Here is a 17113-nt window from a genome sequence, read left to right on the forward strand (position 1 = left end):
GTCACACCTCCTTGGTTTCGGAATCGCCGCCGACCGTGGCGGGGGTGCGTTCGGCCACCGCGCGGCGGGCCCGCGGGCTCGGAGGTACCTGCAGGTCCATCGGGGGGACCGGGAAGCTGCCCGGCGGGCGGGCGGCCAGTTGCTCCTCGATGGAGATCTGCCTCGGCTTGCGTGCCGCCGGCCAGAACAGCGCGATCAACAGGACGACGACCACGATGCCGCCGATCGTGATCCACTTCGTGGTCTGGGAGAGCTGGTTGTTCGCGACCTTCACATACGAGAGGAAGAGGATCCACACCAGGTTGACCGGGATGAGGACCTTCCACCCGAAGCGCATGAACTGGTCGTAACGCATCCGGGGCAGCGTGGCGCGCAGCCAGATGAAGCCGAACAGGAAGATCAGCACCTTGATGAGGAACCAGAGCACGCCCCAGTAGCCGGAATTGGCGCCGGGCCAGATCGCGGTGAGGAACGGGACACGCCATCCGCCCAGGAAGAGCGTGGTGCAGAAGGCCGAGACGGTGATCATGTTGATGTACTCGGCCAGGAAGAACATCGCGAACTTGAACGACGAGTACTCCGTGTGGAAGCCGCCGACCAGCTCCGACTCGGCCTCGGGGAGGTCGAACGGGGCCCGGTTGGTCTCGCCGACCGCCGCGATCATGTAGATCACGAAGCTCGGCAGCAGCAGCACCGCGTACCAGCTCGGCGTGGTCAGGTGCATGCCGAACAGGTCGATCGGGTTGCCGCTGGCCTGCGCCCTCACGATCTGCGAGGTGCTCATCGTACCGGCGGTCATGAAGACCGCGACGATCGAGAGACCCATCGCGACCTCGTACGAGATCATCTGCGCGCTCGACCGCAGACCACCCAGCAGCGGGTACGTCGAGCCGGACGCCCAACCGGAGAGCACCACGCCGTACACGCTCATCGACGAGCAGGCCAGCAGCACCAGCACCGAGACCGGTACGTCGGTGAGCTGCAGCGCGGTCCGGTGGCCGAACATGTTGACCACGCCGGCGAACGGGATCACCGAGAACGCGGTGAAGGCCGTGGTGCAGGAGATCACCGGGGCGATGAAGTAGACCACCTTGTCGGCGGTCTTCGGGATGATCTCCTCCTTGAACGGCAGCTTCAGGCCGTCCGTGAGGCTCTGCAGCCAGCCCTTCGGCCCGACCTGGTTGGGGCCCGGGCGGACCGCCATCCGGGCCACGACCTTGCGCTCGTAGTTGATCGTGAACAGGGTCAGCAGCAGCAGGACCACGAACACGCCGAGCAGCTTGATCAGCGAGATCCACCAGACGTCGTGGAACGGCAGCGTCGGATCCTCGGCGTGCGCCGCCAGGGTGATGGTGTTCATTGCTGTGCCCCCTCAGCGAGGATCGGGCCCGGGACGCCGGCGGTGAGCCGGACGACCGCGCCCGAGGTGACGCCGAGGCTGCGACGCACGGTCGAGCCCGGCGAGTTGGTGGGAAGCCACACCACCTGCGGGGGCAGGTCGGTGATCGCGGCCGGCAGCGAGACACTGCCCCGGTCGGTGGCGACGGTGACGATGTCGCCCTCGGCCACGCCGAGCGACTCGGCGAGGTCCTTGCCGATCCGCGCCAGCGGCGGCCGGGCGGTGCCCTTGAGCACGTCGTCGCCGTCCAGCAGCGAACCCAGGTCGATCAGGTGATGCCAGGTGGCGAGCACGGCCTCGTTCTTGCCCGGCTCGGGCGCCGCGGCCGGGGCCACGGCCGGCCGCGCCGGGTGGTCGGCCTTGGTCGGCGACATGGCGCCCAGCTCGCGCCGGATCGCCATCACGTCGCCCGTGCCCAGGGTCACGTCGAGCAGGGCGGCGATCGCCTCGAGCACCCGGCCGTCGGTCATGGCCGTGGTCGGCAGGACGGTCCCGAACGAGCGGAGCCGGCCCTCCCAGTCCATGAACGTGCCGGACTTCTCCTGGTCGGGGGCGACCGGGAGCACCACGTCGGCCCGCTCGGTCACCGCGCTGCCGCGGATCTCCAGGCTGACCACGAAGCCCGCCGTCTCCAGCGCGAGGTCGGCCAGCCGCGGGTCGGCCAGGTCGCCCGGGTCGACGCCGGCGACCAGCAGGCCGCCGAGCGTGCCGTCGGCGGCCGCCGCGATGATTCCGTCGGTGTCCCGGCCGACCTGGCTGGGCAGGCCGCCCGCCTCGACGCCCCAGGCCAGCGAGAGCTCGGCGCGGGCCGCCGGGTCGGCGACCGGGCGGCCGCCGGGCAGCAGGTTGGGCAGACAGCCGGCGTCGATCGCGCCGCGGTCACCGGCCCGGCGCGGCACCCACGCGAGGCGGGCGCCGGTGCGCTCGGCCGCGGCCGCCGCGGCGGAGAGCCCGCCCGGCACCTCGGCCAGGCGCTCGCCGACGATCAGCAGGGCACCGGGCGTGCCGAGCGCCGCGGCCACCGCCGCGTCGTCGGCCAGCAGCTTGGCCTCCGCACCGGGGGCGGCCGCGACCAGCGTGGCGCCGATCTTGCTGAGGCCCCGGGTGAGGTAGGGCGCGATCGCGGTGACCCGCAGCTTGCGCCTGGTGGCGGCCTTGCGCAGCCGCAGGAAGAGAATGGGGCACTCCTCCTCCGGCTCGAGGCCGACGATGACCGCGGCCGGGGCGTTCTCGACGTCCTCGTAGGTCACGTCGGAGACCCCGCCGGCCACCGAGGCGGCCAGGAAGTCGGCCTCTTCCGAGCTGACCGGGCGGCCCCGGAAGTCGATGTCGTTGGTGCCGAGGGCGACCCGGGCGAACTTGGCGTACGCATACGCGTCCTCGACGGTCAGCCGGCCGCCGGTGAGCACGCCGACCCCGCCCGCGGCCTTGGCCGCCTTCAGGCCCTCGGCCGCCGCCAGCAGCGCCTCGCTCCAGGAGGCCTCGCGCAGCTCACCGGTCTTGCCGTCGCGGATCCGCGGCGTCATGATCCGGTCGTTGGCGGTGGCGTAGCGGAAGCCCCACCGGCCCTTGTCGCAGTTCCACTCCTCGTTCACCGCGGCGTCGTCGCCGGCCAGCCGGCGCAGCACCTTGCCGCGGCGGTGGTCGGCCCGCATCGAGCAGCCGGCCGCGCAGTGCTCGCACGCGGTGGGCGTGGAGACCAGGTCGAACGGGCGGGCCCGGAAGCGGTACTGCTCGCCGGTGAGCGCCCCGACCGGGCAGATCTGGATGGTGTTGCCGGAGAAGTACGAGTTGAAGGGAACATCGCCCTCGCCCTCGCCGGCCTGCCCGTCGCCGGTGCCCCGGCCGCCGAAGAAGTCGTCCCGGTACACGTTGATCTGCTCGCCGGAGGAGCGGTCCATCAGGTCGATGAACTTGTCGCCGGCGATCTCCTCGGAGAACCGGGTGCAGCGCTGGCAGAGGATGCAGCGCTCGCGGTCGAGCAGCACCTGGCTGGAGATGTGGATCGGCTTCTCGTACTCCCGCTTGTGCTCGTGGAAGCGCGAGTCGGTGCGGCCGTTGGACATCGCCTGGTTCTGCAGCGGGCACTCGCCGCCCTTGTCGCAGGTCGGGCAGTCCAGCGGATGGTTGGCCAGCAACAGCTCCATCACGCCGTGCTGGGCCTTGTCGGCCACCTCGGAGGTGAGCTGGGTCTTGACCACCATGCCCTCGGCGACCGCCTGGGTGCAGGAGGCGACCGGCTTGCGCTGCCCCTCGATCTCGACCAGGCACTGGCGGCAGGCGCCGGCCGGGGCGAGCAGCGGGTGGTCGCAGAACCGGGGGATCGCGATGCCCATCCGCTCGGCGACCCGGATGACCAGCTCGCCCTTCTCGGCGGTGACCGCGATGCCGTCGATCGTCAGCGTGACGGTGTCGGTCTTCTTGGCGACGTCGGTCATCAGTGCGCTCCAACCAGAGCCTTGGCCGAAAGCCTCGGCGCTGTCCGGCCCTCGATGTAGTCCAGGTAGTCCTGGCGGAAGAACTTCAACGTCGAGATGACCGGCGTCGCGGCGCCGTCACCCAGACCGCAGAACGACCGGCCGAAGATGTTGTCCGCGGTGTCCTGCAGGGTGTCGAGGTCGGCGTAGGTGCCCTCGCCGGAGAGGATCCGCCGGTACGTGCGGACCATCCAGTAGTTGCCCTCCCGGCACGGGGTGCACTTGCCGCACGACTCGTGGTGGTAGAACTCCAGCCATCGCCAGGTCGCGTACACCGGGCAGTCCTTGTCGCTGAAGATCTGCATGGCCGTGGTGCCCAGGATGGAGCCCGCCGCGGCGACGCCCTCGAAGTCCATCGCGGTGTCGATGTGCTCGGCGGTCAGCAGCGGCGTCGACGAGCCGCCCGGCGTCCAGAACTTCAGCTCGTGCCCGGGCTTCATGCCGCCGGCCAGCTCGATCAGCTCGCGCAGGGTGATGCCGAGGCCGCATTCGTACTGGCCGGGGTTGGCGATCCGGCCGGAGAGCGAGTAGATCATCGGGCCCGACGACTTCTCGGTGCCCATGCTCTTCCACCAGTCGGCGCCGCCCAGCACGATGTAGGGCACGCTCGCGATGGTGCCGACGTTGTTGACCACCGTCGGGCTCGCGTACAGGCCGGCGATGGCCGGGAAGGGCGGGCGCAGCCGGGGCTGGCCGCGGAAGCCCTCCAGCGAGTCGAGCAGCGCGGTCTCCTCACCGCAGATGTACGCGCCGGCGCCGCTGTGCACGACCAGTTCCAGATCGAAACCCGAGCCCAGGATGTTCGTGCCCAGGTAGCCCTTGGCGTACGCCTGCTTGACCGCGCTGCGCAGCCGCCGGGCCGCGTGCACCGCCTCGCCGCGGATGTAGATGAACGCGCGGTTGGCCCGGATCGCGTACGAGGCGATGATCGCGCCCTCGATCAGCGCGTGCGGGTCGTACGTCATCAGGGGAAGGTCTTTGCAGGTGCCCGGCTCGCCCTCGTCCGCGTTGATCACGAGGTAGTGCGGCTTGCCGTCGCCCTGCGGGATGAACGACCACTTGAGACCGGTGGGGAAGCCCGCGCCGCCGCGCCCGCGCAGGCCCGAGTCCTTGATCAGCTGGATCAGGTCGTCGGGGTGCACGTCGAGCGCCTTCTTGAGGGCCGCATAGCCGTCCAGCCGCTCGTAGACGTCGATCTTCCAGGCGTCCGGCGAGAGCCAGCGCTTGGTGAGGACCGGGGTCAGCTTCTCGAGAACCTCACGCCGTGGCTGCGTCACTTCGTCTCCTCGCGAGCCGGCTTGGTCTTGGCGATCGGGGCGTCGAGGTGGAAGTTCGGCACCGCGATCCCGTGCTGCTGGGCCAGGTTCACGCCGCGCAGCGTGGGTGCGCCGGCCGGCCCGTCGGCGACCGCACCCTCCCGCTCGTCGGCGAACCCGGCCAGCTGGTGCTGCATCTCCTTGAGCGAGCAGATCCGGGCGCCTCGGGTCGGCGTCGGCCGCTCGCCCTTGCGCAGGCTCTCCACCAGCTCGACCGCGCTGTCGGGGGTCGCCTCGTCGATGGCGAAGTCGTAGTTGACCGTCACCACCGGCGCGTAGTCGCAGGCCGCCAGGCACTCGGCGTGCTCCAGCGTGATCCGGCCGTCGGCGGTGGTCTCGTCGTGGCCCACGCCCAGGTGGTCGTTGAGCCGGTCGTAGACGTCCTGGCCGCCCATCATGTTGCACAGCGTGTTGGTGCAGACGCTGACCAGGTATTCGCCGGTGGGACGGCGCTTGTACATGGTGTAGAAGGTGGCGACCGCGCCGACCTGGGCCTTGTTGATGCCCAGGACCTCGGCGCAGAAGGCCACGCCGTTCGGGCTGACGTGCCCCTCCTCCGTCTGCACCAGGTGCAGCAGCGGGAGCAGCGCCGAGCGGCTGCGGCCCTCCGGGTAGCGCGCGATGATCTCGAGCGCGGCGGGAAGCAGCTTCTCCGCCAGCGGCGCCGCCGCCGCCGAGAATTCCATGGTCGAATCGGACATTTTAGCGGTCACACCCACCCATCACGGGGTCCAGGGATGCGCCGCCGGCGATGACGTCGGCCAGCAGCGCGCCTTCGGCCATCGCCGGGATGGCCTGCAGGTTCACGAAGCTCGGGTCCCGCATGTGCACCCGGTACGGATGGGTGCCGCCGTCCGAGACCGCGTGCACGCCGAGCTCGCCGCGCGGGTGCTCGATGCTGACGTAGACCTGGCCGGGCGGAACCCGGAAGCCCTCGGTCACGAGCTTGAAGTGGTGGATCAGGGACTCCATCGACTGACCCATGATCTTGGCGACGTGCTCGAGCGAGTTGCCCATGCCGTCGATGCCGACCGCGAGCTGCGCCGGCCAGGCGATCTTCTTGTCCGCGATGAAGATCGGGCCGGGCTTGAGCCGGTCGAGCGCCTGCTCCACGATCTTGAGCGACTCCCGGATCTCGGCGATCCGCACCAGGTAGCGGCCCCACACGTCGCCGGTGGTCGCCGTCGGCACGTCGAACTCGTAGTCCTCGTAGCCGCAGTACGGCATGGTCTTGCGCAGGTCCCAGGCCAGGCCGGAGGCGCGCAGCACCGGGCCGGTGACGCCGAGCGCCAGGCAGCCGGTGACGTCCAGGACGGCCACGCCCTGGGTCCGCTCCTGCCAGATGATCTGGCCGGACAGCAGCGCCTCGTACTCCTTGAGCTTCTTCGGCATGTAGACGAGGAAGTCGCGGATCTTCTTGATCGCCGACTCCGGGATGTCCTGCGCGACGCCGCCGGGGCGGAAGTACGCGTGGTTCATCCGCAGGCCGGAGGTCTCCTCGAAGATGTCCAGGATGTACTCGCGCTCGCGGAAGCCGTACAGCATCATCGAGATCGCGCCGAGTTCCATGCCCGTGGTGGCGATCCAGACCAGGTGCGAGGAGATCCGGTTGAGCTCCATGAAGAGCACCCGGATCGTGTTGGCCCGCTCGGTGATCTGGTCGGTGATGCCGAGCAGCTTCTCCACCGCGAGGCAGTAACCGGCCTCGTTGAACAGCGGCGCGAGGTAGTCGGCCCGGGTCACGAACGTGGTGCCCTGGGTCCAGTTGCGGTACTCGAGGTTCTTCTCGATGCCGGTGTGCAGGTAGCCGATGACGGGACGGACCTCGGTGACCGTCTCACCCTCGAGTTCCAGGACGAGCCGGAGCACGCCGTGCGTGGACGGGTGCTGCGGGCCCATGTTGACGACGATCTTCTCGTTCGACAGCGGGTCGATGCTGCCGGTGATCGTGTCCCAGTCGCCGCCGGTGACCGTGAAGACGCGGCCCTCGGTCGTCTCTCGTTCGGTCGCGTAGTTCGAGGAAGCAGAGCCCGGTGCGGTCACTGGTAAACCCTCCGCTGGTCAGGAGGCGGAATCTCGGCACCCTTGTACTCGACGGGCACGCCGCCGAGCGGGTAGTCCTTGCGCTGCGGGTGGCCCTCCCAGTCGTCCGGCATGAGGATCCGGGTCAGGTTGGGGTGGCCGGTGAAGATGACCCCGAACATGTCGTACGTCTCCCGCTCCTGCCAGTCGGCGGTGGGGTAGACGCTGGTCACGCTCGGCACGGCGCCGTCGACCGGCACGGCCACCTCGAGGCGTACCCGGCGGCGGTAGGTCATCGAGGTCAGGTGGTAGGTGACGTGCAGCCGGCGGGCGTCGCTGTTCAGGTAGTCCACGCCGGACACCGACGAGCACAGCTCGAACCGCAGCGACTCGTCGTCCCGCATGATCTGGGCGACCTCGGCGATCTTCTCCGGCTTGACGTGCAGGGTCAGCTCGTCGCGGTCGACGACGACCTTCTCGATCGCGTCGGCGAAGAGCGGGTACGCCTCCTCCAACGCGTCGGTGACCTCGTCGAAGTACCCGCCGTACGGCTTCGGGCTGCCGGTCACATCGGGCCGGCGGCGGACCAGGCCACCGAAGCCGGAGACGTCGCCGGTGCCGTGGATGCCGAACATGCCCTTCTGCGGGTTGGGCGGTACCTGCGCCGGCGCGTCGATGTCGGCGCCGACCGGCTCGGCGTTGACCGGGACTCCCCCGGTCGATTCGATGCTCACTTCCCACCCTCCCGCAGGTGCGGCTGCAGCTTCATCCAGTTCTCGATCCGCAGCTGTTCCTCGCGGCCTTCCTTGACGGCCTGGGTCCACTCGGCACGGCGGGTCTTGTCCACCCGGTACGACGAGGGCATGGCGCCGGGCGCGACGATCGGCATCTTGCCGGCGGCCTTGCGGGCCTCGAGCATCTTCCGGCCGTTCGGGCCGAGCGGCTGGTGCAGGACCTTCTCGCGCATCTTGAGGATGGCGTCGATCAGCATCTCCGGCCGCGGCGGGCAGCCGGGCAGGTAGATGTCGACCGGGACGATGTGATCCACGCCCTGCACGATCGCGTAGTTGTTGAACATCCCGCCGGACGACGCGCAAACACCCATGGAAATAACCGAGCGCGGTTCGGGCATCTGGTCGTAGATCTGCCGGACGACCGGGGCCATCTTCTGGCTCACCCGGCCGGCGACGATCATCAGGTCGGCCTGGCGGGGCGAGGCCCGGAAGACCTCCATGCCCCAGCGGCCGAGGTCGTAGTGCGGCCCGCCGGCCGCCATCATCTCGATCGCACAGCAGGCGAGACCGAACGTCGCGCCCCAGAACGACGACTTGCGGGCCCAGTTGGACAGCTTCTCGACCGACGTCAGGAGGATTCCGGCGGGGAGTTTCTCTTCGATTCCCATGTCAGCTCAGTCCCAGTTGAGGCCGCCGCGCCGCCACACGTAGGTGTAGGCGATGAAGACGGTGACGATGAACAGGACCATCTCGACGAACCCGAACACGCCGAGCATCCCGAAGGACACGGCCCACGGGTACAGGAAGATGGTCTCGATGTCGAAGACGATGAAGAGCATCGCGGTCAGGTAGAACTTCACCGGGAACCGGCCGCCGCCGATCGGCTGCGGCGCCGGCTCGATCCCGCACTCGTACGCGTCGAGTTTTGCCCGGTTGTAGCGCTTCGGGCCGACGATCGGCGCGATGCCGACCGAGAACAACGCGAAGAGCGCGCCCAGGATCATCAGCGCGACGATCGGGACGTACGGGTTGATCGTCATGATCTCTCCTGCTCGAACGTTAGCCGCATCAGGCTATTAATCCGATTCGGCCTTGCCTCGACCGGGGTCGCCATGCTGTTCATACGGCCGGTGCCACCTTGGTCAGGCCATTGATGATCCGGTCCATGGCGTCGCCGCCGCGCGGATCCGTCAGGTTGGCCAGGAGCTTGAGCACGAACCGCATCAGCGTCGGGTGCGGCATGCCGTGCTTGGTGGCGATCCGCATGATCTGCGGGTTTCCGATCAGCTTCACGAAGACCCCGCCGAGCCGGTAATAGCCGCCGAACCGCAGGCTGAGCTCGGTCGGGTAGGCCCGGAGAGCGCGTTCCCGATCGGCGCCGGCCGGCCGGGCGAGCGCCTGCACGGCGACCTCCGCGGCCAGCTCGCCGGACTCCATCGCGTACGCGATGCCCTCGCCGTTCATCGGGTTGACCATGCCGCCGGAGTCGCCGACCAGCATCAGGCCCCGGGTGTAATGCGGCACCCGGTTGAAGCCCATCGGCAGCGCGGCGCCGAGGATCGGGCCGTCCGCGTTGGTCTCGTCCCGCATCCCCCAGTCCTCGGGGGTGCCGGCCAGCCAGTCGGTGAGCATGGCCCGGTAGTTCGTCTTGCCGAAGGCGCTGGACGAGTTGAGGATGCCGAGGCCCACATTGACCCGGCCGTCACCCAGCCCGAAGATCCAGCCGTAGCCGGGGAGCAGCCGGTCGCGGTCGCTCGCGCTGCGCAGTTCCAGCCAGGACTCGAGGTAGTCGTCGTCGGCCCGGACCGGGGAGTGGTAATAGCGCCGGACCGCGACGCCGAGCGGCCGGTCGTCGCGCTTGGCCAGGCCCATGGCCAGCGGCAGCTTGCCGGAGACGCCGTCCGCGGCGATCACCAGCGGGGCGCGGAACTGGACCGGCTCGCCGTCGCCGACCTTCGCGGTGACGCCGATCGCCCGGCCCTCGCCGTCGAGGACCGGGCCGGTGACGTTCACGCCGGTACGCAGCAGCGCGCCGGCCTCGGCCGCGCGCTTGGCCAGCATGTCGTCGAAGTCGAGCCGGGTGCGGACCAGCCCGTAGTTCGGAAAGCTGGCCAGGTCGGGCCAGTCGAGCTCGAGACGGACGCCGCCGCCGATCACCCGCAGGCCCTTGTTCTGCAGCCAGCCGGCCTTTTCCGAGGTGTCGATGCCCATCCGGACGAGCTGCCGCACGGCCCGTGGGGTCAGGCCGTCACCGCACACCTTCTCGCGCGGGAACTCCGTCTTCTCCAGCAGCAGGACCCGCAGGCCGTGCCGGGCCAGGTGATAAGCCGCCGCCGAACCACCCGGTCCGGCGCCGACCACGATGACGTCGGCCTCGTCGCCAACTTCCTTCGACGGCGCAGCGGCCCCCGAGGTTAGTGGGTCGTGCACTGCACACCTCCGTCTCGTGCGGGCTCGTGAAACAGTTCACAAGCACGCCCAGATCGGAGTCTAAGACGGCCATCGAAGCTCGTTCGGGTTAGGCAACCCTAACTGTTTCGCGCCGGTGAAATGCCCGATCCGCTATCGGTCAAGGCCCGCTCTGCTCCATTGCGCGACTCTTGGTCCAGGTACTCCCGAAACGTACCGCCCATCGCTCGCTCAAGAGCGACGATCAGCTCATCTACCAGATCTTGCGCGAGTTCCGGGTCCTCGGCGGCCACCATGCGGATCCGGGCGGCCAATTCGATCCCCCGGCGCTCGCCCGCTTCGCTGTCGTCGATGGCGATGTCGATGTCGGTGTCCTCAAGATGCCCGAAGTTGGTCATGCGCGAAGCAAAACACCAATTTCGGATTTTGTACGCCGAATGACCGTTTTATACCCGAGTGGCCCGATGCAGCGCGACGATTCCCCCGGTCAGGTTGCGCCAGCCCACCCGGCTCCACGGCCCGGCGGCGCCGATCCGGGCGGCCAGGGCGGTCTGGTCCGGCCAGGCGCGGATCGACTCCGCAAGATAGACGTACGCGTCGGGATTGCTCGACACCCCCCGCGCCACCGCGGGCAGCGACCGCATCAGGTACTGCAGGTAGACCGTGCGGAACGCCGGGTTCACCGGGTGGCTGAACTCGCAGACGACCAGCCGCCCGCCGGGCCGGGTCACCCGCCCCAGCTCGTGCAGCGCAGCGTCGGTGTCCACCACGTTGCGCAGCGCGAAGGAGATCGTCACCGCGTCGAAGGTCGCATCCGCGAACGGCAGCCGCAACGCGTCCCCGGCCAGCAGCGGGACCTCCGGCCGTACGGCGCGACCGGCCCGCAGCATGCCGGTCGACAGGTCGGCGCCGACCGCGAAGGCCCCGGACCGGGCCAGCTCCTCGGTCGAGACCCCGGTGCCGGCGCCCACGTCCAGGACCCGCTCGCCGGGGCGCAGGCCGAGCGCGGCCCGGGTCGCCCGGCGCCAGCCCCGGTCCTGACCGAAGGAGAGCACGGTGTTGGTGAGGTCGTACCGCTGGGCCACGCCGTCGAACATCTCGGCGACCTCGTGCGGCTGCTTGTCCAGATCTGCGCGCGTCACGAAGGCAACTTTGCCCCATCCAACCGCCCCGCCCACCACCCATAAGCGGACTGAAGGCCAACTCACAAACAGATCGGGCGGGATGGTTGCCCATCCCGCCCGCTCCTTGTGCGTTATATATACGACCGCCAACGGGTCGGGTCCGCGGAGTCAAGCTCTCGCCTGACGTTCCAAGGAAGTTCTCAGGTCTTACGTGAGTGAACGTAACCAGCGAGAACTAGAGCGGTGAAGGGGTTTACCCGCCTCGTTACGAAGTGGCAATCAGCCCCACACCACTCAACCGACCCCCACCTGTCCGAACGGACAGCGCCGACCCCCTATATAGCCATCCAACCACCCCACCCACCACCCAAAATGGGGCTGAAGACCGGCCAGCTACTTGACGTCGACGAGCGGGAGGTTCTGCCGGCCGCCCTCCGGCATGGCGATCGACGAGAAGTGCGACACCACCCGGTCGTCGGTCGGGTCGTCGGCCTCGGTGCGGTGCACGGCGAGGTGCCGGTAGAGGGTGTCGCGCTGCGCCGGAACGCGGCCCGCGCTGCGGATCATCCAGATCAGCTCGTGCAGGTTCGACCGGTGGCGGGCGCCGGCCGAGGAGATCACGTTCTCCTCCAGCATGATCGAGCCGAGGTCGTCGACGCCGATGTGCAGCGACAGCTGGCCGACGTCCTTGCCGGTGGTCAGCCAGGACGCCTGCAGGTGCGCGACGTTGTCGAAGAACAGCCGGGACACCGCGATGAACCGCAAATACTCCATCGTCGTAGCCTGGGTGCGGCCCTTCAGGTGGTTGTTCTCCGGCTGGTACGTCCACGGGATGAAGGCCCGGAAGCCCCCGACGTCATGGGAGGTCTCGACGGCGTCGTCCCGGTAGCCGTTCGCCACGGCCAGGTCCTGACAGTCGCGGATCATGCGGATGTGCTCGATGCGCTCGGCGTTGGTCTCGCCGGTGCCCATCATCATCGTCGCGGTCGAGGAGAGCCCATTGCGGTGCGCCGTGGCCATCACCTCAATCCAGCGGGCGCCGCTCTCCTTGAGCGGGGCGATCGCCTTGCGCGGCCGGTCCGGCAGCATCTCGGCGCCGGCCCCGGCGATCGAGTCGAGCCCGGCCGCCTTGATCCGGAGCACCGCCTCCTCGATCGAGACGCCGGAGACCTTGGCCATGTGCAGGATCTCGCTCGGGCCGATCGAGTGGATCGCGAGCTGCGGGTACGCCGCCTTGACCCCGGAGAACAGCTGCTCGTAATACTCGACGCCGAACTCGGGGTGGTGGCCGCCCTGCAGCATCACCTGGGTGGCGCCCAGGTCGACCGCCTCGGCGCAGCGGTGCAGGATCTCCTCCATCGGGTGCGCCCAGCCCTCGCCGTGCTTGGGCGCCCGGAAGAACGCGCAGAACTTGCAGGCCGTGACGCACACGTTGGTGTAGTTGATGTTGCGGTCGATCAGGTAGGTGACTATCCCGTCCGGGTACCGCCGGCGGCGCACGGTGTCCGCCGCCTCGCCCAGCGCGTGGAAGGGCGCCTCGGTGTAAAGGAGCAGCGCCTCCCCCGGCGTGATGCGCCCGCCGTCGGCCGCGCGCTGCAGAATGCTGTCGATCTCACGGTTCCCGGTCACGCTTCGAAGGTTACGTCCCCGGTTCGGCGGACGGCAGCGGCGCCCGTCACCGTCGTACCCTCGATGCCGTCGTCTCAGGGGGTTGATGTGCTCGTCGTGCAGGGCAGCTGGCTGCCGGGTCGGCTCGCGCTTTGGGCGGAGGGCCAAGGCGACATTTCCGAAATTTCGGGTTTGTCACCCGAGGTGATCTCGCTGCGCCTGCCCGGCACGACGCGCGGGCCCGCGCCCTCGCCGGAGAGCGGCGCCGAGCCACCCAAACGGGTCAGCCTGCGCTCCTATCAGATCCCGGCCCAGGTCACGCCGGCCCACGACGCCCTCGCGACCCTGGGCGATCTGTCCGGCGGGGACGACTGGTTCCCGGCGGCCTCGCTGCGCTACCTGCAGCTGCTGGCCGGCTTCGCCTGCGATCTCGCCCGCCGCGGCCGCATGCTCCCCCAGTTGGTGATCGAGGCGGGGGTGCCGACCGCCCGCTGGCGCCCGGTGATCACCGGTGGCGACGCGGCCACCTACCGGGACTTCGCCGCCGCCATGCCGCCGGTGGTCCGGGCCGCCGACACCGGGGTGGGCCGCACCCTGCGCGACGCCCTCGACGCCCTGGTCGACGCGGCCGCCCGCACGATGCTGCCGGAACGCCTGCTGCTCGGTCACCGGGCCGGGCCCAAGGCGCCGCTGCCGGACCGCTGGATCGCCGCGCTCACCGCCGACGACCCGACGCTGCCGGGGAGCCGCCCGGAGGAGGTACGCGAGCTCGGCGCGGCGCTCGGCGACTGGATGCGCGCCGCCAACGAGGCGAACGGGCCGGTCCGGGTGAGCTTCCGGCTGGCCGAGCCGATCACCGGTTCGGATGCGTGGCGGCTGTCGTTCGCGCTGCAGTCGGCCGAGGACCCGAGCCTCTGGCTGCCGGCCGCCGAGGTCTGGGCGGGTGCCCGCTTCCCGGGCATGCCGCCGCAGCCGGACGAGACGCTGCTCGCCGGGCTGGGCCGGGCGGTCCGGCTCTTCCCGCTGTTGCACGTCGCGCTGGCCGATCGGGAGCCGGCCGAGATGGAGCTGGCCACCGGCGAGGCGCACGACTTCCTCCGGCAGGCGGCGCCGCTGCTGCAGGCGGCCGGCTTCGGAGTGCAGCTGCCGACCTGGGCCGGGCGCAAGGCGGTCGGCCTGAAGCTGACCACCCGGTCGAAGAGCTCGTCGAAGAGCCGGGCGGCCGCCGCCTCCGGCTTCGGGCTGGAGCAGCTGGTCGACTTCCGGGTCGACCTGGTGATCGGCGAGCACGTGGTGAGCGCCGAGGAACTGGCCGAGCTGGCCCGCCTCAAGGTGCCGCTGGTACGCGTACGCGGGCAGTGGGTCGAGCTGGACGATCGGCAGCTCAAGGCGGCGCTGCGGGCGGTGGACCGGCGGCGCGAGGGCGAGCTGACCGCGGGCGAGGTGCTCCAGCAGGTGATCGACGGCGGCGAGGAGGACCTGCCGCTGGTCGAGGTGGACGCCGACGGGGAACTCGGCGACCTGCTCTCCGGGCAGGCGGCCGAACGGATCGCGCCGCTGCCGACGCCGCCGGGCTTCCAGGGGACGCTCCGGCCGTACCAGGAAAGGGGTTTGTCCTGGTTGCATTTCCTGTCGCGGCTGGGGCTGGGCGGCATCCTCGCCGACGACATGGGACTCGGGAAGACGGCGCAGACGCTGTCGCTCCTGCTGACCGACCGTCGGGGTCCGACTCTTCTGATCTGTCCCATGTCGCTGGTCAGCAACTGGCAGAAGGAAGCCGCCCGTTTCGCACCTGATATCCGGGTATATGTCCATCATGGTGGGTCACGTCGCCGGGAGAGTCTCGAGGACGCCGACCTGGTGATCACCACGTACGGGACCGCGGTACGGGATTTGTCCACTTTGAACGGAATATCGTGGGAAAGGGTGGTCTGCGACGAGGCGCAGGCGATCAAGAACAGCGGCACCCGGCAGGCGCAGGCCGTCCGTACGATCAAGGCTCGCACCCGGATCGCCCTGACCGGCACGCCGGTGGAAAACCACCTCGCCGAGCTTTGGTCCATCATGGACTTCTGCAACCCGGGGCTGCTCGGGCCGGCGAAACGTTTCCGCCGCCGCTTCCAGGAGCCGATCGAGGTACGCCAGGACGAGGACGCCGCGGCCGCCCTCAAGCGCGCGACCGGCCCGTTCGTGCTGCGCCGGCTCAAGACCGACAAGACGATCATCTCGGACCTGCCGGAGAAGAACGAGATGAAGGTCTGGTGCACGCTCACCCCCGAGCAGGCGACGCTCTACCAGGCCGTGGTCGAGGACATGATGGACACGATCGAGAACACCGAGGGGATCGAGCGCCGCGGCAACGTGCTGGCCGCGATGACCAAGCTCAAGCAGGTCTGCAACCACCCGGCGCACCTGCTCAAGGACGGTTCGCGGCTGCCGGCCCGCTCGGGCAAGCTGGCCCGGCTCGAGGAACTGGCCGAGGAGATCATCGAGGACGGCGACAAGGCGCTGGTCTTCACGCAGTACTCGGAGTGGGGGTCGCTGCTCCAGCCGTACCTCGCCGCGCATCTCGACCGCCCGGTGCTGTGGCTCCACGGTGGACTCTCGAAGGCCCGGCGGGACGAGATGGTGGAGCGGTTCCAGACCGACGACGAGCCGATGCTTTTCCTTCTTTCTTTGAAGGCGGCCGGCACTGGCCTCAACCTGACGGCCGCGAACCACGTCGTCCACTTCGACCGGTGGTGGAATCCGGCGGTCGAGGACCAGGCGACCGACCGCGCGTTCCGAATCGGACAGTCGCGCGACGTACAGGTCCGGAAGTTCATCTGCACCGGCACGCTGGAGGAGAAGATCGACGCGATGATCGAGCGGAAGAAGGCGCTCGCCTCGTCGGTGGTCGGCACCGGCGAGGAGTGGATCAGCGAGTTGAACACCGAGCAGCTGCGCGAGCTGTTCAGTTTGGACAGTGGGGCGGTGCGCTGATGCCGATCGACCCGGATGGCCGGTTCTTCGAGGGTGCCAGGCCGATCGCGGTCGACGGCGGCATCGCGGTGCGCGCCAAGCGCGGCAAGATCGGCGAGCAGTGGTGGTCGCGCCGCTTCGTCGACGTGCTGGAACGCGTCTGCGACGGCGGGCGGCTCGCCCGCGGGCGGGCTTACGCCCGCAAGGGCCAGGTGATGGATTTCCACCTCTCCGCGGGCAGGGTGACGGCTCGGGTGCAGGGTTCAAGACCGCGGCCGTACGAGGTGGAGATCGTCATCGCCGCATTTGACCCGGCACAGTGGACCGACGTGACGGCGTCGCTCGGCGGCCGGGCGCTGTATCGGGCCGCACTGCTGGCCGGCGAGATGCCGCGGGAGATCCTCGAGGTGTTCGAGGAGCACGGCCTGCCGCTCTTCCCCGATCGGCTGGACATCCGGTGCAGCTGTCCGGATTGGAGCGTGCCCTGCAAGCACGGCTCGGCGGTGCTGTACGTGCTGGCCGAGGCGTTCGACGACGACCCGTTCCTGGTGCTCGCCTGGCGGGGACGCGACCGGGATACGCTGCTCAGCGCGCTGCGCGGGACGCCCGAGCCGATCGAGGCGGTGGACCCGCTGGCGGTCGACGAGTCGCCGCTGGAAGACCACCTGGCCGACTTCTACTCCCCCGGAATGAGCCTGAGCCGGCTGCGGGAGCGGCCGTCCCGGGTCACCACGCCGCCCGAACTGCTGCTGCGGGCCCTGGACGCGCCGCCGGTGAAGGTGCGGCACATCCCGCTGACCGATCTGCTGCGCTCGGCGTACCGGAGCCTCGCGGATCCCGAAGATGTTGACAGTCAACATTGACGTCGCCAATCAATATTGACGATGCGAATCAACATTGACGTCCACCGTCAACATTGACGCGTCAACCCGCCAAGCCGACGCAGTCAACCTGACCGGGCGCCGCCGTCCGCCCTGGTATGCGTGACCAGGCGCCAGCCGTCGACGCGGAGGCACGCGCGACCGGGCGCCGCCCTCCACTGGGATGCGCGACCGGGCGCCGC

General features: G+C 69.6%; 13 protein-coding genes and 1 pseudogene. 2 read left to right on the top strand and 12 right to left on the bottom strand.

Going from position 1 to position 17113, the window contains the following annotated elements; genetic code table 11:
• Window position 1 precedes the first annotated feature (1 nt).
• The 12 genes and pseudogenes from nuoH to mqnC form a co-directional block, all read right to left on the bottom strand.
• Window positions 2–1360: an NADH-quinone oxidoreductase subunit NuoH gene (nuoH, locus tag IH26_RS0143065; protein WP_030442083.1), complete on the bottom strand. Its 1359-nt coding sequence runs from the start codon at window positions 1358–1360 to the stop codon at window positions 2–4.
• On the bottom strand, window positions 1357–3837 hold the full coding sequence (locus IH26_RS0143070) for an NADH-quinone oxidoreductase subunit G (RefSeq protein WP_030442084.1): 2481 nt from the start codon (window positions 3835–3837) through the stop codon (window positions 1357–1359). The genes nuoH and IH26_RS0143070 overlap by 4 nt, the downstream gene beginning before the upstream one ends.
• Window positions 3837–5153, bottom strand: a complete 1317-nt coding sequence (gene nuoF, locus IH26_RS0143075) for an NADH-quinone oxidoreductase subunit NuoF (protein ID WP_030442085.1) — start codon at window positions 5151–5153, stop codon at window positions 3837–3839. The genes IH26_RS0143070 and nuoF overlap by 1 nt, the downstream gene beginning before the upstream one ends.
• 32 nt (window positions 5154–5185) lie before the next feature.
• A pseudogene (gene nuoE / locus IH26_RS0143080) lies at window positions 5186–5878 on the bottom strand (NADH-quinone oxidoreductase subunit NuoE); the annotation flags it as partial.
• Between the two features lie 16 nt (window positions 5879–5894).
• On the bottom strand, window positions 5895–7235 hold the full coding sequence (locus tag IH26_RS0143085) for an NADH-quinone oxidoreductase subunit D (RefSeq protein ID WP_030442087.1): 1341 nt from the start codon (window positions 7233–7235) through the stop codon (window positions 5895–5897).
• Window positions 7232–7948, bottom strand: coding sequence for an NADH-quinone oxidoreductase subunit C (locus tag IH26_RS0143090; protein ID WP_030442088.1), 717 nt, complete (start codon window positions 7946–7948; stop codon window positions 7232–7234). The genes IH26_RS0143085 and IH26_RS0143090 overlap by 4 nt, the downstream gene beginning before the upstream one ends.
• Entirely contained in the window at window positions 7945–8616 is a 672-nt protein-coding gene (locus tag IH26_RS0143095) for a NuoB/complex I 20 kDa subunit family protein (RefSeq protein ID WP_030442089.1), read from the bottom strand. The genes IH26_RS0143090 and IH26_RS0143095 overlap by 4 nt, the downstream gene beginning before the upstream one ends.
• 6 nt (window positions 8617–8622) lie before the next feature.
• Window positions 8623–8988 (bottom strand): NADH-quinone oxidoreductase subunit A, encoded by a 366-nt coding sequence (locus IH26_RS0143100; RefSeq protein ID WP_030442090.1) that lies wholly within the window; start codon window positions 8986–8988, stop codon window positions 8623–8625.
• A gap of 79 nt (window positions 8989–9067) precedes the next feature.
• A complete protein-coding gene (locus IH26_RS0143105) occupies window positions 9068–10378 on the bottom strand; it encodes a geranylgeranyl reductase family protein (RefSeq protein ID WP_051809566.1) in 1311 nt (436 codons plus the stop codon).
• A 98-nt stretch (window positions 10379–10476) separates the two neighbouring features.
• A complete protein-coding gene (locus tag IH26_RS0143110) occupies window positions 10477–10755 on the bottom strand; it encodes a hypothetical protein (protein WP_030442092.1) in 279 nt (92 codons plus the stop codon).
• 48 nt (window positions 10756–10803) lie between these two features.
• Complete coding sequence (locus IH26_RS0143115) at window positions 10804–11499, bottom strand: demethylmenaquinone methyltransferase (RefSeq protein WP_030442093.1); 696 nt, start codon at window positions 11497–11499, stop codon at window positions 10804–10806.
• 375 nt (window positions 11500–11874) lie between these two features.
• On the bottom strand, window positions 11875–13110 hold the full coding sequence (gene mqnC, locus IH26_RS0143120) for a cyclic dehypoxanthinyl futalosine synthase (RefSeq protein WP_030442094.1): 1236 nt from the start codon (window positions 13108–13110) through the stop codon (window positions 11875–11877).
• A gap of 63 nt (window positions 13111–13173) precedes the next feature.
• Between mqnC and IH26_RS0143125 the strand changes: the two genes are divergently transcribed.
• Both IH26_RS0143125 and IH26_RS0143130 read left to right on the top strand, forming a co-directional pair.
• Window positions 13174–16071, top strand: a complete 2898-nt coding sequence (locus IH26_RS0143125) for a DEAD/DEAH box helicase (RefSeq protein ID WP_030442095.1) — start codon at window positions 13174–13176, stop codon at window positions 16069–16071.
• Window positions 16071–16913 (top strand): SWIM zinc finger family protein, encoded by an 843-nt coding sequence (locus IH26_RS0143130; protein WP_030442096.1) that lies wholly within the window; start codon window positions 16071–16073, stop codon window positions 16911–16913. Before IH26_RS0143125 ends, IH26_RS0143130 begins: the two co-directional genes overlap by 1 nt.
• Window positions 16914–17113 lie beyond the last annotated feature (200 nt).

This window comes from Actinoplanes subtropicus (assembly GCF_000721705.1).
GTDB lineage: Bacteria > Actinomycetota > Actinomycetes > Mycobacteriales > Micromonosporaceae > Actinoplanes > Actinoplanes subtropicus.

Excerpts from the sequence above, each read along its gene's own strand:
- nuoH (WP_030442083.1), bottom strand. The coding sequence starts at position 1,360 with ATGAACACCATCACCCTGGCGGCGCACGCCGAGGATCCGACGCTGCCG.
- IH26_RS0143070 (WP_030442084.1), bottom strand. The coding sequence starts at position 3,837 with ATGACCGACGTCGCCAAGAAGACCGACACCGTCACGCTGACGATCGAC.
- IH26_RS0143095 (WP_030442089.1), bottom strand. The coding sequence starts at position 8,616 with ATGGGAATCGAAGAGAAACTCCCCGCCGGAATCCTCCTGACGTCGGTC.
- IH26_RS0143100 (WP_030442090.1), bottom strand. The coding sequence starts at position 8,988 with ATGACGATCAACCCGTACGTCCCGATCGTCGCGCTGATGATCCTGGGC.
- IH26_RS0143110 (WP_030442092.1), bottom strand. The coding sequence starts at position 10,755 with ATGACCAACTTCGGGCATCTTGAGGACACCGACATCGACATCGCCATC.
- IH26_RS0143125 (WP_030442095.1), top strand. The coding sequence starts at position 13,174 with ATGCCGTCGTCTCAGGGGGTTGATGTGCTCGTCGTGCAGGGCAGCTGG.
- IH26_RS0143130 (WP_030442096.1), top strand. The coding sequence starts at position 16,071 with ATGCCGATCGACCCGGATGGCCGGTTCTTCGAGGGTGCCAGGCCGATC.